Source organism: Stenotrophomonas sp. 116085_Sma (assembly GCF_056479585.1).
In genome coordinates, this window is the sequence record NZ_CM151057.1 from 4,026,825 (window position 1) to 4,049,766 (window position 22,942).

Genomic DNA, 22,942 nt, shown 5'->3' on the forward strand with positions numbered 1-22,942 from the left:
GCATACCGCAAAAACAATAACGCCCCCGGATATTAGCCTAAGCCGGTTACCCCGCCTATGACGGGGTCGACACTCAGGCTCTCTCTCTCGCCGACGCATTCACATAATCTGCATCACTATTCGCGCCCTTTTGGGCGCGAAATTTTTATCTGGCGTTCATTTTCACATGCGCCGAAGCATGGTCAACCCGACCAGACGCGACACCACAAGGCCGATATACATGACGCCTGCGAACTGTTCGAGCATCACCAGGGCCCGTGCCTGCGGGTGCAGCGGCACGACGTCGCTCAATCCAACGCCGGACAACAAGCTGAAGCTCAGATAAAGAAGCTCCATCCAACTGCGCTGATCACCGCCGCTGGCGCCATGGAAACTGCCGGGATACCACTGCTGGCACACCGCGAACGCGAAAGCAAACGCCCAGGCCAGCAGGGTGAAGGTTGCCCCGGCCGCGAACAGTTCGTCGCGGGTGACTTTATGATCCTGCAGCATGTAGGCGATCAACGCGCCCGCCGTATAGAAGTACAGCAGGCTCTCCAGCAGCTGGGCGGTGGTCAGCAGCCCGCTGCGGTCCAGCAGGGCACCGGCCAGTGAGAACACCACCGAGGGAATGGCCAGCAGCAACGCCAGCCAGGTTCCCAGCGGGCTGCGCTGGACCACCCACAGCGCCAGGCCCAGTACCGCCATGCCGAACATGCCCAGCGCTGCACGGCCACCGGCAGTGTCGTCGAGCGCCGGGTACAACAGCACCGCCAGCAGTTGCGCACCCAGCAGCCAGGCCGAGGGGTGGCGGCGGGCGATCGCCAGCCAACGGGTGGTCAGAGCAATGGGCATGGCGTCCTTTCCACGGGGCGATGGCCGGAGCATAGCGGGTAGCGCCGGGCTACGCCCGGCGGCTTTCCGGGACCGATGCGCTCGCCGGGCGGCGCCCGGCGCTACCTGCGCGGCATCACCCCTGGTGGTAGACCTCTGCACCTGCGGCGCGGAATTCGGCGGACTTCTCCTTCATGCCGGCCTCGGCGTAGTCACGCACATCCTGGGTGATCTTCATCGAGCAGAAGTTCGGGCCGCACATCGAGCAGAAGTGGGCCAGCTTGTGCGCATCCTTCGGCAGTGTCTCGTCGTGGAACTCCTTGGCCTTCTCCGGATCCAGCCCGAGATGGAACTGGTCCTCCCAGCGGAACTCGAAGCGCGCCTTGCTCAGTGCATTGTCGCGTACCTGCGCGCCCGGGTGTCCTTTGGCCAGGTCCGCCGCGTGCGCGGCAATGCGGTAAGCCATGATGCCGTCGCGCACGTCCTGGCGGTTGGGCAGGCCGAGGTGCTCCTTCGGCGTCACGTAGCAGAGCATGGCCGTACCGAACCAGCCGATCATCGCCGCACCGATCGCGCTGGTGATGTGGTCGTAGCCCGGCGCGATGTCGGTGGTCAGCGGCCCCAGCGTGTAGAACGGCGCTTCGCCGCACTCACGCAGCTGCTTGTCCATGTTCTCCTTGATCAGCTGCATCGGCACGTGGCCGGGGCCTTCGATCATGGTCTGCACGTCGTGCTTCCAGGCAATCTTCGTCAGCTCGCCCAGCGTCTCCAGTTCACCGAACTGCGCTGCATCGTTGGCATCGGCGATGCAGCCCGGGCGCAGGCCGTCTCCCAGCGAGAAGGTCACGTCGTAGGCCTTCATGATTTCGCAGATCTCTTCGAAATGCGTGTAGAGGAAATTCTCCTTGTGGTGCGCCAGGCACCACTTGGCCATGATCGAGCCACCGCGGCTGACGATGCCGGTGACCCGCTTGGCGGTGAGCGGCACGTAGCGCAGCAGTACGCCGGCGTGGATGGTGAAGTAGTCCACGCCCTGCTCGGCCTGCTCGATCAGCGTGTCGCGGAAGATTTCCCAGGTGAGCGCCTCGGCACGGCCATCGACCTTTTCCAGCGCCTGGTAGATCGGCACGGTACCAATCGCCACCGGCGAGTTGCGGATGATCCATTCACGGGTTTCGTGGATGTGCTTGCCGGTGGACAGGTCCATCACCGTGTCGCCGCCCCAGCGGATCGCCCACACCAGCTTCTCCACTTCCTCGGCGATGCCGGAAGACACGGCGCTGTTGCCGATGTTGGCGTTGATCTTGGTGAGGAAATTGCGGCCGATGATCATCGGCTCGCTTTCCGGATGGTTGATGTTGTTGGGCAGCACCGCACGACCACGGGCGATCTCGTCGCGCACGAACTCAGGGGTGATGATCTTCTGGATCGACGCACCGAACGCTTCGCCCGGGTGCTGCTGCAACAGGCCGGCATCGCGGATCGCGTCCAGCCGCTGGTTCTCGCGGATGGCGACGAATTCCATTTCCGGGGTGATGATGCCGCGCCGCGCGTAGTGCATCTGGGTGACGTTGGCGCCGGAACGCGCACGTCGCGGCAGGCTGCGCGCGGGGAAGCGCACGGCATCGAGCTTCGGGTCATGTTCGCGGTCGCGGCCGAATGAAGAGCTGAGGCCGTCGAGCTGTTCGGTGTCCCCGCGTTCCTCGATCCACGCACGGCGCAATGCCGGCAGGCCCGCGGAAAGATCGATGCGGGCCTGCGGATCGGTGTACGGGCCCGACGTGTCGTAGACCGTCACCGGCGCATTCTCTTCGCCGCCGAACAGCGTGGGCGTGCGGGTCAGCGCGATCTCGCGCATCGGCACCTGCAGGTCCGGGCGCGAACCGGGCACATGGATCTTGCGCGAGCCGGGAATGGGCCGGGTCACCGATTCGGAGAGTTGCTGGGCCTGTTGCTGCAGGGCGGAGAGCTGTGCGTTCATCGGGCATCGTCCAGGAAGGTCAGGGACGAAGCGGCGGCGCACGGCACCCGCGCACGGGCGGTCCTTGGGCGGAGTCCGGGCACGGCTGCATTGCAAAGCTTCCCTACGCCGGTATGAGCCGGATCAGGTTCCAAGGGACTGTCTCAACCGTGGCCACATGGCTCGGTACCCCCGCTTCTTGCTGCGCATTAGAGCATAGACCGCCCGCCTCCGGGGTCGGATCCGCTTTCCCGCGGAACGCGGATCCGACCCCGATCGGCATTCGTTAACGGAACCATGACGCCGCGTTCAGTAACGTGCACGCCCATCGCGTCGCTGAGATCGATGCGTTCCCCGCCGCCTTCGCGGCCCCTGCCCGGCGCGTGCTGCATGCCGCCGGCCCTTCGCTGCAAGCTCTGCTCGCTCCCCTCAATCCCCTTGATCGGAGAAGCTCCTTCATGGTGTTTCGCGTTTCCATCGCACTGGTTCTGTTGCTGGTGCTGCTTGCCGGTATCGCCCCCGGCCCCTTCAATACCGTGGTGCAGTCCATGCTGGCGGAGGTCATCCGCAGTGTCGGCTGGCTGTACCTGCTGGTGGTGTTCCTGGCACTGGTGTTCCTGATGTACCTGGCGTTCGGCCGCTTCGGCAACCTGCGCATCGGCGGCGAGGACGCCGAACCCGAATTCTCCCGCGCCAGCTGGATGTCGATGTTGTTCGCTGCCGGCATGGGCATCGGCCTGGTGTTCTGGGGTGCGGCCGAGCCCATCTCGCATTTCAGCAAGCCGCCGGAAGGACTGGCGCCGGAAAGCATGGACGCCGCGCGCGCCTCGATGCGCTACGCGTTCTTCCACTGGGGCCTGCATCCGTGGGCGATCTATGCGCTGATCGGCCTGGCGATGGCCTGGTTCCAGTTCAACCGCAATGGCCGCGGCCTGGTCAGCGACATGCTGCAACCGATCATCGGCCGTCACCATCGCGGCTGGATCGGCCGGGTGGTCAACATCGCCGCCGTCGTTGCCACCGCGATCGGTGTCGCCACCACGCTCGGCTTCGGCACCATCCAGATTGCCGCCGGTATCGAACGCGTGTTCGGCGTGCAGGCCACGGTCGCGGTGCAGATGACCATCATCGCCGTCGCCTTCGTGCTGTACATGGCCTCCACCGCCAGCGGCGTGGAGCGCGGGGTGAAATGGCTGTCCAACTTCAACCTGGCGTTGGCTGCGCTGCTGGCAGCCATCCTGCTGGTGCTTGGACCGACCGGCTTCATCTTCGATACGTTCACCACCACGCTGGGCTCCTACCTCAACCAGCTGGTGACGATGAGCCTGCGCATGTCACCGTTCTCCGGCAGCACCTAGGTGGCGGACTGGACGATCTTCTACTGGGCCTGGTGGATCTCGTGGGCACCGTTCGTGGGATCGTTCATCGCGCGCATCTCGCGCGGCCGCAGCGTGCGCGAGTTCGTGATCGGCGTAGTGCTCGCGCCGACGCTGCTGGGCTTCTTCTGGTTCGCGGTGTTCGGCGGCACCGCGCTGTGGGCACAGATCTTCGGCCACGCCGATCTGGTGCAGGCGCTGGGCAATGGCTACGAAACGGTGCTGTTCACGCTGTTCGACAGCATGCCGCTACCGCTGTTGCTGTCGTGCATCGCGCTGGTGCTGCTGATGATCTTCTTCGTGACTTCGGCCGATTCGGCGGTACTGGTGCTGGCCAGCATGTCCACCGACGAGGCTGGCGACCCACCGTTGAAGCGCAAGCTGGCCTGGGGCATTGCGGTGGCATTGATCGCAGCGGCGTTGCTGCTGGCCGGTGGACTGGACGCGCTGCAGGGCATGATCACGATTGCCGCGCTACCGTTTGCCTTGCTGATGGTGCTGGTGATGGTGTCGCTGTACCGGGTGCTGGACCAGGAGTACACGCGCGAGCGGCGGCAGGCGCAGCGCCAGCGGCACATGATTGACGCGTGGATCGCACGCGAGATGGCGGCGCAGGAGGAGACCCAGGCGGAGGCGGCGCGCGCGCAGGATCGGGATTGAGGGTGTTTTGCAGCCTGCGGCTGCACCGCTTCTTTCAAGCAAGTGCAAGTGCAGAAGCCAAGGCGGCTCTGGGTTTCTGCTGGTTGGGGGGGGAGCGGTGTGGGTGGGCAGGACACGCCGTAAACCCATCCCTGGGGGCTCGATGGCGCCATTCATGGCGCCAACGGTCCTGCCAACCCACACCGCTCCCCCCCGACAGATTCCCGGTGACGGTTGGTCCATCCACGCGATGCGTGGATGGGGTGTATCGGAAAACAAGAAGGGGCCGGATCCGTTTTCCTTTGGAAAAACGGATCCGGCCCCAACCCACAGCGCGCGGCTGTTGCTGTTGCCTTTGCTTTTGATCTTTTTCTTCTTCTTCCTGCGGTGGCGGCCGCAGGAAACTGTCAGGGGCCGGGCGGGTGGGCTGGGCGGGGGTGTCCGCGGCATGGATGCCGCGGCCAAGCCTACAAGGACGTACTTGCGGCGTCCCCCGACCAGCCCACCCGCCCGGCCCAATCACATGATCCCGCTTTCCGGAACCCACCGCAGAGGGGGCTGAGCCCGGTGGCCGGGAAACCTCAATACCCCGCCGCCTGCCCATCCTTGCGACTCTCCGACGCGCCGTAATACACGCCGGTTTCCGGATCACGCATGATCGCCTGGTACCCACCATACGGACCATCGGCGAACACGATGCGATGCCCCTTGCGCATCAGCGCGCGCACGGTCTCGTACGGGAAGCCGATTTCCAGATTCACTTCGCCACCGTCGGTCATCGCCATCGCCTGCCCGGTCGGCTCGGTGGAACCTTCGTGCTGGATGCGCGGTGCGTCGCCGGCTTCCTGCAGGTTCATCCCGAAGTCCACCAGGTTCATCACGATCTGCGCGTGGCCCTGCGGCTGCATCGCGCCGCCCATCACGCCGAAGCTGGCGTACGGCTTGCCACCCTTGGTGATGAAGGCCGGAATGATGGTCTGGAACGGGCGCTTGCCCGGCGCATAACCGTTCGGATGATTCTTCTGCAGCACGAACATCTCGCCACGGTCCTGCAGGATGAAGCCCAGCCCCGGCGGCGCCATGCCACTGCCCATGCCACGGTAGTTGGACTGGATCAGCGACACCATCATGCCGTCGGCGTCGGCCACGGTCATGTAGATCGTATCGCCCTCCTCCAGCTGCTTCGGTGTGCCCGGCTGTACTTCCTTCAAGGCCTTGTCCATCGAGATCAGCGCGCGACGCTGAGCCGCGTACTCCTTGGAGATCAGTTTCTGCACCGGTGCCGGCTGGAACGCCATGTCAGCGTAGAAACGCGCACGGTCGGCGAAGGCCAGCTTCTTCGCTTCCACGAACAGATGCACATGCTCGGGTGAGCCGAACGGAATCTTTGAAAAGTCGTAGCCTTCCAGCACGTTGAGAATCTGCAGCGCAGCGATGCCCTGGCTGTTCGGTGGCAGCTCCCACACGTCGTAGCCACGGTAGTTGCTACTGACCGGTTCGACCCACTCGCCATGGTGATCAGCCATGTCCTGGTAGCTCAGGTAGCCGCCGTTGGCCTTGAAGTAATCGCCGATGGTGTGGGCGATCTCGCCCTTGTAGAAGGCATCGCGGCCGCCATCTGCAATCTTCTGCAGAGTGCTGGCCAGGTTCGGGTTCTTCCACATCTCGCCCTTGCGCGGAGCGTGGCCGTTGATCGTGAACTGTTCCTTGAAGCCTGGGTACTGCGACAGCTTGGGCACCGAGCGGTCCCAGTAGTAGGCGATCACTTCGGCCACCGGGTGCCCTTCGCGGGCGTAACGGATGGCGGGGGCCAGGTTGTCGGCCATCGGCTTCCGGCCAAAGCGGTCGTGCAGGGCGAACCAACCATCGACCGCGCCGGGCACCGACACCGGCAGCGGGCCGGTGGCCGGGATGTCCTTCAGGCCGCGGCGCTGGAGCTCAGCCAGGGTCAGCGATTTCGGCGAGCGGCCCGAACCGTTGTAGCCATAGAGCTTCTGCGTCTTCGGGTCCCAGACGATGGCGAACAGGTCGCCGCCGATGCCGTTGCCGGTGGGTTCCATCAGGCCGAGCGCGGCGTTGGCGGCAATCGCCGCGTCCACTGCCGAACCGCCGCCCTTCATCACGTCCAGCGCGATCTGGGTGGCCAGCGGCTGCGAGGTCGCGGCCATCGCGTGCGGGGCGATCACCTCCGAACGGGTGGCGAAGGTCTGGCCGGTGATGCGGTCGGCGGCGAAGGACAGTGCAGGCACCGCGGCGAGCACGGCGGCGGCGAGCAGGGAACGGGCAAGGCGTCGGGACACGGTCGGGTTCCGATGGAAGGGTGGTTCCCCGATCTTCGCCGCTGTGGCCTTCACGCGGTATCGGGCAGAGGTCATGGGCGATGGTCTTTCGGTGGGTGCGGACCCAGATCCACATCCACCAGGGCGACAACAGCCCGGAATCCGCGCAAAAAGCGCACTGAAAGGAGTGAATTCGGGTTCACCGAAACACTTTCAGCAGCAACCATCCTTGTGCCGCAAGCGATTGCGCTGGATGCAGCGGAAACCGAGAAAAAATCTGCCGCCAGGGTTGACACTGCCGAAATGGCTGTGTTTCTCTCGATCACATGTTGCATCACAACACGCCACCGCGAACCCACATTGAAGCCGCCGACACCGGCGCCGCCTCGCAGCGTTCGATTCTTGTGCTCGTACTTATTACCCAACCAACAGGTGCGGGACGAGCCAGCGTGTAAGCAACAAACACACCGGAACTCATCAAAACCCGCACCTGCCCCGGTGCGGGTTTTTTCATTTCAGGACCTGGTTTCAGACGCAACCACCATGAACAACGCCAACTTCAAAACCTGGACCAGCACCGCCACGACGCCTCGTGGTGGCTGTGCCTGTGCGACGCATGGCGCCTCCCCCACCGCTTTCCCCTGACCGGCCGGCACGTCACCTCGACGACCGGCCGTTCTTTTTTCTTCCCACCGCAAGGAACCTCCCCCATGAGCACCAACGACCTGCCCCAGACCAAGATCGCCGTCATCGGCTACGGCAGCCAGGGCCGCGCCCACGCGCTGAACCTGCGCGAATCCGGCTTCGACGTGGTGGTAGGCCTGCGTCCGGGCGGCCCCACCGAGGTCAAGGCGCAGGCCGATGGCTTCACCGTCAAGGCACCGGCCGAAGCCGTGAAGGATGCCGACCTGGTCGCCGTGCTGACCCCGGACATGGTGCAGAAGAAGCTGTACGACGACGTGCTGGCGCCGAACATGAAGCAGGGTGCGGTGCTGCTGTTCGCGCACGGCCTGAACGTGCACTTCGACATGATCAAGCCGCGCGAGGACCTCGACGTGGTGCTGGTCGCACCCAAGGGCCCCGGCGCGCTGGTGCGCCGCGAGTATGAAATCGGCCGTGGCGTGCCGTGCATCTGGGCGGTCTACCAGGACAAGAGCGGCAAGGCGGCCGAGTACGCCCTGGCCTATGCCGGTGGCCTCGGCGGTGCCCGCGCCAACCTGATCCAGACCACGTTCAAGGAAGAAACCGAGACCGATCTGTTCGGCGAGCAGGCGGTGCTGTGCGGCGGCGCTTCGGCGCTGGTGCAGGCCGGTTTCGAGACCCTGGTCGAAGCCGGTTACCAGCCGGAGATCGCCTACTACGAAGTGCTGCACGAGCTGAAGCTGATCGTGGACCTGTTCTACGAAGGTGGCATCTCGCGCATGCTGGAATTCATCTCCGAAACCGCGCAGTACGGTGACTACGTGAGCGGCCCGCGGGTGATCGACGCCGGCACCAAGGCGCGCATGAAGGAAGTGCTGAAGGACATCCAGGACGGTACTTTCACCAAGAACTGGGTGGCCGAGTACGAAGCGGGCCTGCCGAACTACAACAGGTTCAAGCAGGCCGACCTGGAGCACCCGATCGAGAAGGTAGGCAAGGAACTGCGCGCCAAGATGGTCTGGTTGCAAGGACAGGCCGCGTAACCACGCGGCCTCCCCCACCCGCTCTGCAAGGTCCCCCATGAACTCTCCCACACACCGCAGCGCGCCGCCCAACGGCGCGCGCTGGCTGACCCAGGCGCTGGAGGCCGAGGGTGTCCGTACGCTGTTCGGCTATCCCGGCGGCACCATCATGCCGTTCTATGACGCGCTGGTGGATTCGTCGCTGAAGCACATCCTGGTGCGCCATGAGCAGGGCGCGGCGCTGGCCGCCAATGGCTTTGCCCGCGCCAGCAACCAGGTGGGCGTCTGCGTGGCCACCTCCGGCCCGGGCGCCTCCAACCTGGTCACCGGCATTGCCGACGCGATGCTGGATTCGGTGCCGATGGTCTGCATCACCGGCCAGGTCGGCACCCCGCTGCTGGGCACCGATGCCTTCCAGGAGCTGGATGTGTTCGGCCTGACGATGCCGATCGTCAAGCACAGCTGGCTGGTGCGCAGCGTCGATGACCTGCCGCGCGTGGTGGCCGACGCCTTCCGCATCGCGCGCGAAGGCCGCCCCGGCCCAGTGCTGATCGATCTGCCCAAGGACGTGCAGCTGGCCGATGCCAGCCATCTGCCAGCGCACCTGCCGAGCAGCGTCGAACCGCCGCCGTCGCCGGCCGAGGCCGCCATCGCCGAGGCCATCGCCGCACTGGCGGCCGCCGAGAAGCCGGTGGTCTACGCCGGTGGCGGCATCGCGCTTGGCGATGCGGTGCAGGACCTGCGCGATTTCGTCGAGGCCAGCGCCATCCCCACGGTGATGACCCTGCGCGGGCTGGGCGCACTGCCAGCCAACCACCCGCAGTCGCTGGGCATGCTGGGCATGCACGGCACCCGCGCGGCCAACATGGCGGTGCAGGAAAGCGACCTGCTGCTGGTGCTGGGTGCACGCTTCGACGATCGTGCCACCGGCAAGCTGGCCGAATTCGCACCGTTCGCCCGTGTCGTCCACATCGATGCCGACGCCTACGAGATCTCCAAGCTGCGCAGCGCCGATGTCGCTGTGCCTGGCAATGTCGGCCATGCCATCCGCGCCCTGCGTGCGGCCTTCCCCTCCCCCAAGGCCCACCAGGACGCATGGCGCAGGCGCTGTGCACAGCATCGCGATCGTTTCGCAGCGCGCTACGACGCACCGGGCCAGCACATCTACGCCCCGGCGCTGCTGAAGCGCCTGAGCGAACTGGCACCGGCCGATGCGGTGATCGCCTGCGATGTCGGCCAACACCAGATGTGGGTGGCGCAGCACTGCCGCTTCAACCACCCGCGCAACCACCTGACCAGTGGCGCGCTGGGCACCATGGGCTTCGGCCTGCCGGCCGCGATGGGCGCGCAGTTCGCCTGCCCGGACCGCACCGTGGTGCTGGTCTCCGGTGATGGCAGCTTCATGATGAACGTGCAGGAGCTGGCCACCATCGCGCGCTGCCGCCTGCCGGTGAAGATCGTGCTGCTGGACAACAGTTCGCTGGGCATGGTGCGGCAGTGGCAGGAGCTGTTCTTCGCCGAGCGTTACAGCGAGATCGACCTGTCCGACAACCCGGACTTCGTGGCGCTGGCGCAGGTGTTCGGCATTGCCGCGACCCGCATCGATGCACGCGATGACGTCGAGGGTGGGCTGGCCGCGCTGCTGGCCGAGCCGGGCCCGGCGCTGCTGCACGTGGCCATCGATGCACGCGCCAACGTGTGGCCGCTGGTGCCACCGAACACTGCCAACAGCACGATGCTGGAAAGCAACCCTGCCCACGCCCGCCAGGAGACCCCCAATGCACTACCGGCTTGACCTGGTGCTGCACCCGGCCGAAGGCGCGCTGCTGCGCGTGATCGGCATGGCCGAGCGTCGCGGCTTCGCGCCGCGCGCGATCAGCGGTGCGCCGGTGGCCGCCGACGACGGCCGCTGGCACCTGCAGCTGGTCGTCGATGGCCAGCGCCCGGCGGAAACGCTGTGCCGGCAGATCGAGAAGATCTACGACTGCGTGTCCGTGCAGGTCACCGCCGTGGAAGGAGTATCGCCATGAACACCCGTACCGTAGCGACCACGGTGCCGGTACGGAGGCGTCTTCTTCGCCGCCCGCGCCCGCATGCGGCGGTCGACCGCACCCCGCTGGTGGCCCATGCCGGCCGCTGATGCCAGCCAGGAAAGCGATGTCGGCGACGTAAGCGTCGCCGACGTCCTGGCCGCGCAGGCCCGCCTGCGCCGCTTCCTGCCGCCCACTCCACTGCACCATGCCGAGCGCTTCGGCACCTGGCTGAAGCTGGAGAACCTGCAGCGCACCGGTTCCTACAAGGTGCGCGGCGCACTGAATGCTCTGCTGGCCGGCCGCGAGCGCGGCGACACCCGGCCGGTGATCTGCGCCTCGGCCGGCAACCATGCCCAGGGCGTGGCCTGGGCCGCCTATCGTCTGGACGTACCGGCCATCACGGTGATGCCGCATGGCGCGCCCGCCACCAAGATCGCCGGCGTCGCCCATTGGGGTGCGACCGTGCGCCAGCACGGCAACAGCTACGACGAGGCCTACGCCTTCGCGGTCGAGCTGGCGCAGCGCCACGGCTACCGCTTCCTGTCCGCGTTCGATGATGCCGACGTGATCGCCGGCCAGGGCACGGTCGGCATCGAGCTGGCCGCACACGCACCGGACGTGGTGATCGTACCGATCGGCGGCGGTGGCCTGGCCTCCGGCGTTGCGTTGGCGCTGAAATCACAGGGCGTGCGCGTGGTTGGTGCACAGGTGGAAGGCGTTGACTCGATGGCGCGCGCGATCCGTGGCGATGTCCGCGAGATCGCCCCTGTCGCCTCGCTGGCAGACGGTGTGCGGGTGAAGATCCCCGGCTTCCTGACCCGCCGCCTGTGCTCCTCGCTGCTGGACGATGTGGTGATCGTGCGCGAAGCCGAGCTGCGCGAAACCCTGGTGCGGCTGGCGCTGGAGGAACACATCATCGCCGAGGGCGCCGGTGCGCTGGCGCTGGCCGCCGGCCGCCGCGTCGCCGGCCGCCGCAAGTGCGCGGTGGTCTCCGGCGGCAACATCGATGCCGGCGTGCTGGCCGGCCTGCTTACCGACATCCGGCCGCGCCCGCCACGCAAACCGCGGCGACGGCGCAGCGAAACACCCCGCTCGCCCGCGAGGGCCAGCGCGCCGTCCTCCCCCACTTCTTCCCCTTCCCACCTGCAAGCCGCAACGCCCGCTGTCGAGGAGATTTCCCTGTGACCACCATCGAACGAATTACCACCCCGCGCATCCGCATCTTCGACACCACCCTGCGTGACGGCGAGCAGTCCCCCGGCTGCAGCATGAGCCCGCCGCAGAAGCTGGTGATGGCGCGTGCGCTGGACGAACTGGGCGTGGACATCATCGAGACCGGTTTCCCGGCCAGCTCGCAGTCCGACCGCGAGGCGATGGCACTGATCGGCCGCGAACTGCGCCGCCCGAGCCTGAGCCTGGCGGTGCTGTCGCGCTGCCTGCAGGCCGACATCGAAACTTCCGCACGTGCGCTGGAAGCGGCCGCCAATCCGCGCCTGCACGTGTTCCTGTCGACCAGCCCGCTGCACCGCGAGCACAAGCTGCGCATGACCCGCGAGCAGGTACTGGAGTCGGTACGCAAGCACGTAGCGCTGGCGCGTTCCTACATCGACGACGTCGAATTCTCGGCCGAGGATGCCACCCGTACCGAGCTGGATTACCTGATCGAAGTTTCGCGCGTGGCGATCGCCGCCGGCGCCACCACCATCAACCTGCCCGACACCGTCGGCTTCACCACGCCGGAGGAAATCCGCGCGATGTTCCAGCAGGTCATCGCCGGCGTGGCCGACGTGCCCAATGCCGCCAACGTGATCTTCAGCGCGCACTGCCACAACGACCTGGGCCTGGCCGTGGCCAACTCGCTGGCCGCCATCGAAGGGGGCGCGCGACAGGTCGAGTGCACCATCAACGGCATCGGTGAACGCGCCGGCAACTGCTCGCTGGAAGAAATCGCCATGGTGCTGAAGGTTCGCCAGGCCTTCTACGAGCAGGACAGTGCGATCAACACCCCGCGCATCGTCGGCACCTCGCAGCTGCTGCAGCGCCTGGTCGGCATGCCGGTACAGCGCAACAAGGCGATCGTCGGCGCCAATGCCTTCGCCCACGAATCGGGCATCCACCAGCACGGCATGCTGCGCCACCGCGGCACCTACGAAATCATGCGTCCGGAAGACGTGGGCTGGGAAGACTCGCAGATGGTGCTGGGCCGCCACAGTGGCCGCGCCGCTGTTGAAGCGCGCCTGCGCGCGCTGGGCTTCTGGCTGGACGAGGATGAACTGAAGCTGGTGTTCGAGCAGTTCAAGGGCCTGTGCGAACAGCAGCGCGTGGTCACCGATGCCGACCTGCAGACGCTGATGCAGGGCGGTTCCAACGCACAGGGCTACCGCCTGGCGTCGATGACCATCAGCGATGTCGGCAGCCGCGCCAACGCGCTGGTTGAACTGTCCGACCCGGATGGCAACCGCGTGGCCGAAACCGCACAGGGCGACGGCCCGGTCGATGCGCTGTTCGGCGCACTGTCGGCCGCCACCGGCGTGCAGCTGATGCTGGACAGCTATCACGTACACAGCGTCGGCATCGGCGCCGACGCGCGTGGCGAAGCCAACCTGAGCGTGCGCCACGAGGGCGTGGAGTACGACGGCACCGGCACCAGCAAGGACATCATCGAAGCCTCCGCGCTGGCCTGGCTGGATGTTGCCAACCGTCTGCTGCGCCAGCGCCAGGCCGCCGCCCACAGCAGCACCGACGTTGCCACCCCCGCCACCGCCTGAGGAAGCCGAGATGAGCGCCTTCGACACCCCCGCCCCGACCAGCGCCGCTGGCCAGCAGTGGAACGCCCAGGACTATGCGATCGATGCCGGCTTCGTGCCGCTGCTCGGCGGCGCGGTGGCGCGCCTGCTCGATCCGCGCGCCGGTGAGCGCATCCTCGACCTGGGCTGTGGCGATGGCGTACTCAGCACCGAGCTGGCGCTGAACGGTGCACGCATCCACGGTGTGGATGCCTCGCCGGAACTGGTGATCGCCGCCCGCGCACGCGGTGTCGACGCGCAGGTGATGGACGGCCACGCGCTGTCGTTCGACAGCGAGTTCGATGCGGTATTCAGCAACGCGGCACTGCACTGGATGGGCAATCCCGACCAGGTGCTGGAAGGCGTGCGCCGCGCCCTGCGCCCCGGCGGCCGCTTCGTCGCCGAGTTCGGCGGCCATGGCAACGTGGCCGCGATCATCGCCGCGCTGCAGGCCGCACGCGTGGCTCACGGCCATGGCGCCAGCGCCTTCCAGTGGTACTTCCCGACGGCCGATGCCTACGCTGACCGCCTGCGCCAGCATGGCTTCCAGGTGCAGCTGATCGAATGCACGCCGCGCCCCACCGCGCTGCCGACCGGCGTGGCCGGCTGGTTGCGCGTGTTCGCCGCGCCGCTGCTGGATGACCTGCCCAGCGAGGTCCGCGCCACCGTGCGCGATGCCGCCGCTGCACTGCTGGCCGATCTGCCGCGCAACGCCGCCGGCCAGCCGCTGGCCGACTACGTGCGGCTGCGGGTGCTCGCCCGTCGCCGCTGACTCGACACTTTTCGCTATCTTTTCTGATGTCCGCACCTTCGTACTTCTGCCAGGCACACGCATGACTTCCGCACCCCGCACCCTGTACGACAAACTGTGGGACGCCCACGTGGTGGTTCCCGAATCCGACAGCGCCCCCGCCGTGCTGTACATCGACCTGCACCTGATCCACGAGGTCACCTCACCGCAGGCCTTCACCGAACTGCGCGAACGCGGCCTGTCGCCGCGCCGGCCGGACCGCACCAAGGCAACGATGGACCATTCCACCCCGACTCTGCCGGCCGGTGCCGACGGCACGCTGCCCTATGCCAGCGCCGCCTCCGAGGAACAGGTCGCCACGCTGGCACGCAACTGCGCCGAGCACGGCATCGAGCTGTTCGACATGGCTTCGGACAACCGCGGCATCGTCCACGTGATCGCGCCGGAACAGGGCTTCACGCAGCCGGGCATGACCATCGTCTGCGGCGACAGCCACACCTCCACCCATGGTGCCTTCGGTTCGCTGGCCTTCGGCATCGGCACCAGCGAAGTCGGCCACGTGCTGGCCACGCAGTGCCTGCTGCAGCGCAAGGCGAAGACCTTTGCCATCACCGTCGATGGCCCACTGGCGCCGGGCGTCGGCGCCAAGGACGTGGTGCTGCACATCATCGGCGTGATCGGCGTCAACGGTGGCACCGGCCACGTCATCGAGTTCCGTGGCAGCACCATCGAAGCGATGGACATGGAACAGCGCATGACCCTGTGCAACATGTCGATCGAGGCCGGCGCGCGTGCCGGCATGGTCGCCCCGGACCAGGTCACCTTCGACTTCGTGGCCAATACCCCGCGTGGCCCCAAGGGTGCCGAGTTCGACGCCGCCGTGGCACGCTGGCAGCAGCTGCGCAGCGATGACGGCGCACGCTTCGACAGCGAAGTGCGCATCGATGCCGCCGACATCCGCCCCACCCTGACCTGGGGCACCCACCCGGGTACCGCCATCGCGGTGGACGCGCCCATTCCGGCCGCCAACGATGCCGCCGCGCAGAAGGGCCTGGACTACATGCACTTCCAACCCGGCCATGCCCTGGCCGGTACGCCGGTGGACGTGGTGTTCGTCGGCTCCTGCACCAACGGCCGCCTGAGCGACATGCGCGAAGTGGCGCAGGTGCTGCGTGGCCGCCACGTGGCCGACGGCGTGCGCATGCTGGTGGTGCCGGGTTCGGAAATCGTCAAGCGCCAGGCCGAGGCCGAAGGCATCCACGAGATCGTGCGTGCCGCCGGTGCCGAATGGCGCGAGCCGGGCTGTTCGATGTGCATCGCCATGAACGGTGACCTGGTCGCCCCCGGCCAGCTGGCCGTGAGCACCAGCAACCGCAACTTCGAGGGCCGCCAGGGCCCCGGTTCGCGCACCCTGCTGGCTTCGCCGATGAGCGCGGCCTGGGCCGCGGTGAAGGGCCAGGTGGCCGATACCCGCGAACTGTTCGCACAGGAGGTGGCGTGATGGCCGGTTTCCGTACCCTGACCTCGTCCAGCGTGGTGCTGGCGCAGACCAACATCGACACCGACCAGATCATTCCGGCACGGTTCCTGTCCACCACCGAACGCGCCGGCCTGGGCCGCAACGCGTTCAATGACTGGCGCTGGCAGGCCGATGGTTCGCCGGTGGCCGACTTCGCCTTCAACCAGCCTCGCAATGCTGGTCGCAGCATCCTGCTGGCGGGCCGCAATTTCGGCTGTGGTTCTTCGCGCGAGCATGCCCCGTGGGCGCTGACCGACCTCGGCCTGCGCGCCATCGTCAGCAGCGAGATCGCCGACATCTTCCGCGGCAATTCGCTGAAGAACGGCCTGCTGCCGATCGTGCTGGACGAGGCCGACGTGCAGGCGCTGATGCAGCGCCCGGACGATGAACTGACCATCGATGTGGCCGCGCGCGAGCTGCGCACGCCCGATGGCCGGGTGTATTCCTTCCCGCTGGATGGCTTCTCGCAGACCTGCCTGCTGGAAGGCGTGGACCAGTTGGGGTATCTGTTGGGCCGTGTCCCTGAAATCGAACGTTACGAGAGTGAGCATGCACGCTGAGATTGTTGTCCTGCCCGGTGATGGCATCGGCCCGGAAGTGGCCGCCGCCGCGGTTGCCGTCCTGAAGTCCGTCGCCGAACGCTTCAACCACACCTTCACTTTCAGCGAGCACGATATCGGCGGCATCGCCATCGACCGCCATGGCGAGCCGCTGCCTGCCTCGACGCTGGCCGCCTGCCAGGCCGCCAATGCGGTACTGCTGGGCGCGGTCGGTGGCCCGAAGTGGTCCGACCCGAACGCCAAGGTGCGCCCGGAACAGGGTCTGCTGGCGATCCGCAAGGCGCTGGGCCTGTACGCCAACCTGCGCCCGGTGCGCACCCATGAAGCCGCGCTGCACGCCTCGCCGATCAAGGCAGAGCTGCTGCAGGGCGTGGACTTCGTGGTGGTGCGCGAGCTGACCGGCGGCATCTACTTCGGCGACAAGACCCGCGACGCCGACAGCGCCAGCGACCTGTGCCGCTACTCCGTGACCGAGATCGAGCGCGTGCTGCGCAGCGCCTTCCGCCTGGCACAGCAGCGTCGCGGCAAGGTCACCTCGGTGGACAAGGCCAACGTGCTGGAGACCTCGCGCCTGTGGCGTGACGTGGCCGCGCGCATCGGCCGCGAGGAATTCCCGGACGTTGCGCTGGAGCACCAGCTTGTCGATTCGATGGCCATGCACCTGCTGGCCAAGCCGCGCGAGTACGACGTGATCGTGACCGAGAACATGTTCGGCGACATCCTCACCGACGAAGCCTCGATGCTGGCCGGATCACTGGGCCTGCTGCCGTCGGCCTCGCTGGGCGAGCCTGGCGCGGTGGGAATCTACGAGCCGATCCATGGTTCGGCGCCGGACATTGCCGGCAAGGGCATCGCCAATCCCTACGCGACGATCTTCAGCGCCGCAATGCTGCTGCGCCATTCGTTGGGGTTGGAAGCCGAAGCGGCCGCGGTGGAAGCCGCCGTGCATGCAGTGCTGGATGATGGCGTGTTCACCGCCGACCTGGCCGCCAAGGGCCAGGCAGTGAGCACGGCAGCCGCCACCGACGCGGTGCTGGCAAAGCTGCGCTGACCCATCGGGCAACACCTGTAGAGCCGAGCCATGCTCGGCTCATTCAACAGCAGTCGAGCATCGCTCGACTCTACAGGTAGCCGGCAGCCAGGCCATGCGTGGCTGCCTTACTTGGTGGTGTACCCACCATTGACCAGAATCGTCTGCCCGGTCATCCACCAGCCATCGGTCACCAGGAAGCGGATCCACGGCACGATATCGGCGATGTCGGTCAGGCCGGTGCGGGTGAACGCCGACAGCGCCGCCGCGGTCTTGTGGTACGCCTGCGCATCGGCACTCTCGGCCGGGTAGAAGAACGGCGTATCCATCGGCCCCGGCCCGATCGCGGTCACCGAGATGCCGCGCTCACCAAACTCCTTCGACGCCGCACGGGTGAAATGCTCGACCGGCGCCTTGGTGCCGGCGTAGCTGGAGTAGAACGGTGTGTAGGCACCCAACAGCGAGGTGACCAGGGTGCAGATGCGGCCACCGTCGTTGACGTGGCGCCCCGCCTCCTTGAGGAAGAAGAACGCTGCCTTGGCGTTGACCGCGCTCATCTCGTCGTACTCGGCTTCATTGATCTCCAGCAGCGGCTTCTTCAGCACCTTGCCCACGGTGTTGATGGCAATGTCGGGACGGCCAACCGAGGCCACGGCATCGGCGAACAGGCGCTCCATCGCTGCCGCCGACGTCAGGTCGCCCTGCAGGGCCACCGCCTTGCTGCCGGCGGCCTGCACCGCAGCGACGGTCGCCTCTGCATCGGCGTGGGTGGCGGCACTGTTGTAGTGAACCACGATGGCCTTGGCGCCTTGTGCGGCGAAGTCGCGGGCGATCAGTCCGCCCAGGTTCTTGGCGCCACCGGCAATCAGCACGGTCTTGCCCTTGAGGGAATGGTCGGTCATGGCTTCGATCTCGGGAGGGGGCTGCCCGGGGTGGCAACCCTGCCCTGACGACGATATCGTGCAGAAAATACGGATAAAGCCCACCACATTGACTTAACTTTCCAGAGCCAGCGAACAATGGACCGGATCGATCGCTTCCGCATCTTCACCCGGGTGGTGGAGTGCGCCAGCTTCACCCGCGCTGCCGACCAGCTCGGCCTGCCCCGCTCCACCGTCTCGGCAGCCATTGCGGAGCTGGAACAGCGGCTTGGCACCCGCCTGCTGCAGCGCTCGACCCGCCGGGTGTCCACCACCCATGATGGCGACGTGTTCCATGCGCGCTGCCTGCGCCTGATCGCCGAAGTCGAAGACGCCGAATCACTGTTCCGGCAGGACGATGCGCAGCCGGTGGGCCTGCTGAAGATCGACGTGCCCAGCCGCATCGGCCGCCGAATCATCGCCCCTTCCCTTCCGGATTTCTTCGCGCGCCATCCGCAGGTGGAAGTGGATCTGGGCATGACCGACCGCGCGGTGAACCTGATCGAAGACGGTTGCGATGCCGTGCTGCGGGTCGGCCAGCTGGGCGATTCCAGCCTGGTGGCGCGCACGCTGGGTCAGCTGGATTTCGTCAACGTTGCGGCGCCGGCCTACCTGCGCGAACACGGCGTGCCGCAGCAGCCTGCCGACCTGCAGCAGCATCGTGCGGTGAACTATGCGTCGCCGACCACGGCGCGGGTGGAACCGTGGGAGTGGCAGGACGGCGGCCAGCTGCGCACGCTGCCGATGCCCGGCTGGGTGCGGGTGAACAGTGCAGAAGCATCGATCGCGTGCTGCGTGGCCGGACTGGGGTTGCTGCAGATTCCGCGCTACGACGTGCAGGCGGAACTGCAATCCGGCGAACTGGTGGAAGTGATGCCGCAGTACGTGGCACAACCGCTGCCGGTGACCCTGCTGCTGCCGCATCGGCAGCACCGCGCACAACGTGTACAGGTGTTCATCGAATGGCTGCTGCCGGTGCTTCGAAACGGCCTGCGATTGCGGTAGATCCACGCCATGCGTGGATGCTTCTGTAGCGTCGAGCCATGCTCGACTCATCCCACCATCATGCGAAGAGCAGCCGAGCATGGCTCGGCTCTACAGAAAGCAGATCCCGCGATCAGATCACTCCACGCCATGCGTGGATGCTTCTGTAGAGTCGAGCCATGCTCGACTCATTCCATCATCGTGCGAAGAGCAGCCGAGCATGGCTCGGCTCTACAGAAAGCAGATCCCGCGATCAGATCACTCCACGCCATGCGTGGATGCTTCTGTAGCGTCGAGCCATGCTCGACTCATCCCACCATCATGCGAAGAGCAGCCGAGCATGGCTCGGCTCTACAGAAAGCAGATCCCGCGAGCAGATCACTCCGCGCCATGCGTGGATGCAAAGCGCAGTGCCAACCCAGGTTGGCACCTACCAGAGGCGGTGGCCGTAGAACCCGGGGTGTTACGCCCCGGATTCGTCCGGCTTGACCCGGAACCACGCCGCGTACAGGGCCGGCAGGAACACCAGGGTCAGCACCGTGCCGACGATCAGGCCGCCCATGATCGAGATCGCCATCGAGCCGTAGAACGCACTGCGCGACAGCGGAATCATCGCCAGCACCGCTGCCAGCGCGGTCAGCACGATCGGGCGGAAGCGGCGCACCGTGGCGTCGATGATCGAATGCCAACGGTCATGCCCGGCATCGATGTCCTGCTGGATCTGGTCGATCAGGATCACCGAGTTGCGCATGATCATGCCGGCCAGCGCAATCGTGCCCAGCAGTGCCACGAAACCGAATGGCGCGCGGAACAGCAGCAGGAACAACGTCGCACCGATGATGCCCAGCGGCGCGGTCACCAGCACCATCGCCGCGCGCGAGAAGCTGCGCAGCTGCAGCATCAGCAGCGTGGCCACCACCACCAGGAACAGCGGCATGCCGGCCTTGATCGAGTTCTGGCCACGTGCCGAATCCTCCACGGTACCGCCGGTCTCCAGCAGGTAGCCGCTGGGCAGCTCGGCACGGATGCCGTCCAGCGTCGGCAGGATCTGGTGCACCACGTCCAGTGGCTGCATGCCATCGCTGATGTCGGCGCGCACGGTCACCGTCGGCAGGCGGTTGCGGTGCCAGATGATGCCGTCCTCGAAGCCGTACTCCATCGTCGCCACCTGCGACAGCGTGATGCTGCCGCCGTTGGCAGTCGGCATCGACAGGCTCGACAGCAGCTCCAGCTGGTTGCGCTCATCGGCCGGGCCACGCAGCAGCATCTCGATCTGGCGGTTGCCTTCGCGGTACACGCTCACCGACTGCCCGGCCAGCGAACTGGACAGGAACTGGCTGACCTGTGCACTGCTTACGCCCAGCGCGCGGGCACGCTCCTGGTCGATCACCAGCCGCACCACCTTGCTCGGCTCGCTCCAGTCCAGGTTGACGTTCATCACGTGCGGGTTCTCTCGCACCTTGGCCTCGACCTGGCGTGCGATCGCCTGCACCTTCTCGATGTGCTCGCCGGAAATACGCATCTGCACCGGATAACCGACCGGTGGGCCATTTTCCAAACGGGTCACGCGCATCTGCACGTCCGGGAACTTCGGGATCACCTCGTGCAGCAGCCAGTCGCGGGTGCTTTCGCGCGACTTGATGTCCTTGGCCAGCACCACGAACTGGGCGAAGTTGGTCGCCGGAAGCTGCTGGTCCAGCGGCAGGTAGAAGCGCGGCGAACCGGTGCCCACGTAGGACACGTAGTTGGCGATGCCCTCGCGGCTGGACAGCAGTTTCTCCAGCTTTTCGGCCTGCGCCTGGGTCGAACGCAGCGAGGCGCCCTCGGCCAGCTCGATGTCCACCATCAGTTCCGGCCGGGTCGAATCCGGGAAGAACTGCTGCGGCACGAAGCGGAACAGCATCAGCGAACCGATGAACAACGCGATGGTCGCGGCGATCACCCACCAGCGTCGGCGCAGGCAGGTATCCAGGAAGCGGCGGAAGCTGCGATAGAACGGGCGCTGGTACGGATCATGGTCATGCCCGTGCTGCGGCGGCGCGATCAGGTTGGCCAGTGCCGGGTAGCGGTCGGCCCACTGCTGGCGCCTGGCCAGCCAGCGCGCGGGCAGGCTGCCCGGCTTCGGCGGCTGCGGATTGAACAGGTCCGGCAGCATCTTGTCGCCCAGGTACGGGATGAACAGCACCGCTGCGATCCACGACACCACCAGCGCGATGGTCACCACCTGGAACAGCGAGCGGGTGTATTCGCCGGTGCTCGAGGCCGCCGTGGCGATCGGCAGGAAGCCGGCCGCGGTGATCAGGGTACCGGTCAGCATCGGGAAGGCGGTCGACTCCCAGGCGAAACTGGCCGCGCGCAGGCGGTCGTAACCTTGCTCCATCTTGGTGGCCATCATCTCCACCGCGATGATCGCATCGTCCACCAGCAGGCCCAGCGCCAGCACCAGCGCGCCCAGCGAGATCTTGTGCAGGCCGATGTCGAAGTAGTGCATGACGAAGAAGGTCATCGCCAGCACCAGCGGAATGGTCACGCCCACCACCAGGCCGGTACGCAGGCCCAGCGAGAAGAAGCTGACCAGCAGTACGATCACCACCGCCTCGGTCAGCACCTGCACGAACTCGCCGACCGACTCTTCCACCGACTGCGGCTGGTCGGACACCTTGCGCAGCTGCATGCCGGCCGGCAGGGTCTTCTGCAGGCGCTCGAACTCGGCATCCAGGTTGGCGCCGAGCTTGAGGATGTCACCGCCATCCTTCATCGCCACCGCCAGGCCGATCGCCTCTTCACCCATGAAGCGCATCTTCGGCGACGCCGGATCAGCAAAGCCGCGCTTGACCTCGGCGATGTCACCCAGGTGCACGGTGCGGTCACCGGCGCGGATCGGGAACTGGCGGATCGCTTCGATGTCGTTGAACTGGCCGGTCACGCGCAGCTGCACGCGGTCGGTGGCGGTTTCGAAGAAGCTGGTACCGGTCACCGCATTCTGGTCGGCCAGCGCCTGCTGCACCTGCTGCATCGACACGCCCAGCGTGGCCAGCCGGGTGTTGGACAACTCGATCCAGACCTTCTCGTCCTGCAGGCCGACCAGGTCGATCTTGCCGACGTCGGGTACGCGCTGCAGTTCCAATTGGATGCGGTCGGCGTAGTCACGCATCACCGCATAGTCGAAGCCCTTGCCGGTCAACGCATAGATGTTGCCGTAGGTGTCGCCGAACTCGTCGTTGAAGAACGGGCCGACGATCTCGCGCGGCAGCGTCGCGCGGATGTCGCCCACGCGCTTGCGCACCTGGTACCACAGGTCCGGAATCTGCTTGGAACGCAGGCTGTCGCGGGCCATGAAGATGACCTGCGATTCGCCCGGGCGCGAATACGAGCGGATGAACTCGTACTCGCCGGTGTTCATCAGCGCCTTCTCGATCGGCTCGGTCACCTGCCGCGAGACCTGCTCGGCGGTGGCGCCCGGCCACAGCGTGCGCACCACCATCGCCTTGAAGGTGAACGGCGGGTCTTCGGACTGGCCCAGATGCTTGTACGACCATGCACCGATCAGGGCGAAGGCGAGCATCGCAAACAGCACCAGCGGGCGATTGGCCAGCGCCCACTCGGAAAGATTGAAGCGGCGCACCGG

The 22,942-nt window shown here is 66.5% G+C and carries 16 protein-coding genes, 1 pseudogene and 1 riboswitch; of the genes and pseudogenes, 11 read left to right on the forward strand and 6 right to left on the reverse strand.

Annotated elements, in window-relative coordinates:
* Positions 1-162: 162 nt before the first annotated feature.
* A complete protein-coding gene (locus tag ACZK0Z_RS18705) occupies positions 163-834 on the reverse strand; it encodes an ion channel (protein WP_100443676.1) in 672 nt (223 codons plus the stop codon).
* 115 nt (positions 835-949) lie between these two features.
* Positions 950-2,794, reverse strand: a complete 1,845-nt coding sequence (gene thiC / locus ACZK0Z_RS18710; RefSeq protein ID WP_197632736.1) for a phosphomethylpyrimidine synthase ThiC — start codon at positions 2,792-2,794, stop codon at positions 950-952.
* 82 nt (positions 2,795-2,876) lie between these two features.
* Positions 2,877-2,977: riboswitch (TPP riboswitch) on the reverse strand.
* A 254-nt stretch (positions 2,978-3,231) separates the two neighbouring features.
* Here thiC and ACZK0Z_RS18715 point away from each other — a divergent pair.
* A pseudogene (locus ACZK0Z_RS18715) lies at positions 3,232-4,809 on the forward strand (BCCT family transporter).
* Positions 4,810-5,369: 560 nt separating this feature from the next.
* On the opposite strand, the gene ggt reads toward ACZK0Z_RS18715, so the two are convergent.
* Positions 5,370-7,088 (reverse strand): gamma-glutamyltransferase, encoded by a 1,719-nt coding sequence (gene ggt / locus ACZK0Z_RS18720; protein WP_197633316.1) that lies wholly within the window; start codon positions 7,086-7,088, stop codon positions 5,370-5,372.
* Between the two features lie 71 nt (positions 7,089-7,159).
* Positions 7,160-7,492: a hypothetical protein gene (locus tag ACZK0Z_RS18725; protein ID WP_152906558.1), complete on the reverse strand. Its 333-nt coding sequence runs from the start codon at positions 7,490-7,492 to the stop codon at positions 7,160-7,162.
* Positions 7,493-7,777: 285 nt separating this feature from the next.
* On the opposite strand from ACZK0Z_RS18725, the gene ilvC reads away from it, so the two are divergent.
* From ilvC to leuB, 9 genes are all read left to right on the forward strand, one after another.
* Positions 7,778-8,752 (forward strand): ketol-acid reductoisomerase, encoded by a 975-nt coding sequence (gene ilvC, locus ACZK0Z_RS18730; RefSeq protein WP_049428481.1) that lies wholly within the window; start codon positions 7,778-7,780, stop codon positions 8,750-8,752.
* Between the two features lie 37 nt (positions 8,753-8,789).
* Positions 8,790-10,526, forward strand: coding sequence for an acetolactate synthase 2 catalytic subunit (gene ilvG, locus ACZK0Z_RS18735; RefSeq protein WP_197633315.1), 1,737 nt, complete (start codon positions 8,790-8,792; stop codon positions 10,524-10,526).
* Positions 10,510-10,761 carry an ACT domain-containing protein gene (locus ACZK0Z_RS18740; protein ID WP_049428486.1) on the forward strand — a complete coding sequence of 84 codons (252 nt, stop codon included), beginning with the start codon at positions 10,510-10,512 and terminating at the stop codon, positions 10,759-10,761. Before ilvG ends, ACZK0Z_RS18740 begins: the two co-directional genes overlap by 17 nt.
* A gap of 96 nt (positions 10,762-10,857) precedes the next feature.
* Entirely contained in the window at positions 10,858-11,949 is a 1,092-nt protein-coding gene (locus tag ACZK0Z_RS18745) for a threonine dehydratase (RefSeq protein WP_049428488.1), read from the forward strand.
* A complete protein-coding gene (locus ACZK0Z_RS18750) occupies positions 11,946-13,532 on the forward strand; it encodes a 2-isopropylmalate synthase (protein WP_197633314.1) in 1,587 nt (528 codons plus the stop codon). The genes ACZK0Z_RS18745 and ACZK0Z_RS18750 overlap by 4 nt, the downstream gene beginning before the upstream one ends.
* A gap of 10 nt (positions 13,533-13,542) precedes the next feature.
* Complete coding sequence (locus ACZK0Z_RS18755; protein WP_197633313.1) at positions 13,543-14,322, forward strand: methyltransferase domain-containing protein; 780 nt, start codon at positions 13,543-13,545, stop codon at positions 14,320-14,322.
* 61 nt (positions 14,323-14,383) lie between these two features.
* A complete protein-coding gene (leuC, locus tag ACZK0Z_RS18760; RefSeq protein WP_197633312.1) occupies positions 14,384-15,802 on the forward strand; it encodes a 3-isopropylmalate dehydratase large subunit in 1,419 nt (472 codons plus the stop codon).
* The gene (leuD, locus tag ACZK0Z_RS18765; RefSeq protein ID WP_197633311.1) at positions 15,802-16,380 is read left to right on the forward strand and encodes a 3-isopropylmalate dehydratase small subunit; all 579 of its coding nucleotides are present in this window, start codon (positions 15,802-15,804) and stop codon (positions 16,378-16,380) included. The genes leuC and leuD overlap by 1 nt, the downstream gene beginning before the upstream one ends.
* A complete protein-coding gene (leuB, locus tag ACZK0Z_RS18770) occupies positions 16,370-17,431 on the forward strand; it encodes a 3-isopropylmalate dehydrogenase (protein WP_197633310.1) in 1,062 nt (353 codons plus the stop codon). Before leuD ends, leuB begins: the two co-directional genes overlap by 11 nt.
* A gap of 107 nt (positions 17,432-17,538) precedes the next feature.
* Here the strand turns inward: leuB and ACZK0Z_RS18775 are convergent, their stop codons facing one another.
* Complete coding sequence (locus ACZK0Z_RS18775) at positions 17,539-18,312, reverse strand: SDR family oxidoreductase (protein ID WP_049428498.1); 774 nt, start codon at positions 18,310-18,312, stop codon at positions 17,539-17,541.
* A 117-nt stretch (positions 18,313-18,429) separates the two neighbouring features.
* Here ACZK0Z_RS18775 and ACZK0Z_RS18780 point away from each other — a divergent pair, with 117 nt between their 5' ends.
* Positions 18,430-19,335, forward strand: coding sequence for a LysR substrate-binding domain-containing protein (locus tag ACZK0Z_RS18780; protein WP_197633309.1), 906 nt, complete (start codon positions 18,430-18,432; stop codon positions 19,333-19,335).
* Positions 19,336-19,777: 442 nt separating this feature from the next.
* Here ACZK0Z_RS18780 and ACZK0Z_RS18785 read toward each other — a convergent pair whose 3' ends face one another.
* The gene (locus tag ACZK0Z_RS18785) at positions 19,778-22,939 is read right to left on the reverse strand and encodes an efflux RND transporter permease subunit (RefSeq protein ID WP_197633308.1); all 3,162 of its coding nucleotides are present in this window, start codon (positions 22,937-22,939) and stop codon (positions 19,778-19,780) included.
* Positions 22,940-22,942 lie beyond the last annotated feature (3 nt).

Bases quoted from the DNA above. Each gene is read 5' to 3' on its own strand.
- ACZK0Z_RS18705 (WP_100443676.1), bottom strand. From the start codon at position 834: ATGCCCATTGCTCTGACCACCCGTTGGCTGGCGATCGCCCGCCGCCAC.
- thiC (WP_197632736.1), bottom strand. From the start codon at position 2,794: ATGAACGCACAGCTCTCCGCCCTGCAGCAACAGGCCCAGCAACTCTCC.
- ilvC (WP_049428481.1), top strand. From the start codon at position 7,778: ATGAGCACCAACGACCTGCCCCAGACCAAGATCGCCGTCATCGGCTAC.
- ilvG (WP_197633315.1), top strand. From the start codon at position 8,790: ATGAACTCTCCCACACACCGCAGCGCGCCGCCCAACGGCGCGCGCTGG.
- ACZK0Z_RS18740 (WP_049428486.1), top strand. From the start codon at position 10,510: ATGCACTACCGGCTTGACCTGGTGCTGCACCCGGCCGAAGGCGCGCTG.
- ACZK0Z_RS18745 (WP_049428488.1), top strand. From the start codon at position 10,858: ATGCCGGCCGCTGATGCCAGCCAGGAAAGCGATGTCGGCGACGTAAGC.
- ACZK0Z_RS18755 (WP_197633313.1), top strand. From the start codon at position 13,543: ATGAGCGCCTTCGACACCCCCGCCCCGACCAGCGCCGCTGGCCAGCAG.
- leuC (WP_197633312.1), top strand. From the start codon at position 14,384: ATGACTTCCGCACCCCGCACCCTGTACGACAAACTGTGGGACGCCCAC.
- leuD (WP_197633311.1), top strand. From the start codon at position 15,802: ATGGCCGGTTTCCGTACCCTGACCTCGTCCAGCGTGGTGCTGGCGCAG.
- leuB (WP_197633310.1), top strand. From the start codon at position 16,370: ATGCACGCTGAGATTGTTGTCCTGCCCGGTGATGGCATCGGCCCGGAA.
- ACZK0Z_RS18775 (WP_049428498.1), bottom strand. From the start codon at position 18,312: ATGACCGACCATTCCCTCAAGGGCAAGACCGTGCTGATTGCCGGTGGC.
- ACZK0Z_RS18780 (WP_197633309.1), top strand. From the start codon at position 18,430: ATGGACCGGATCGATCGCTTCCGCATCTTCACCCGGGTGGTGGAGTGC.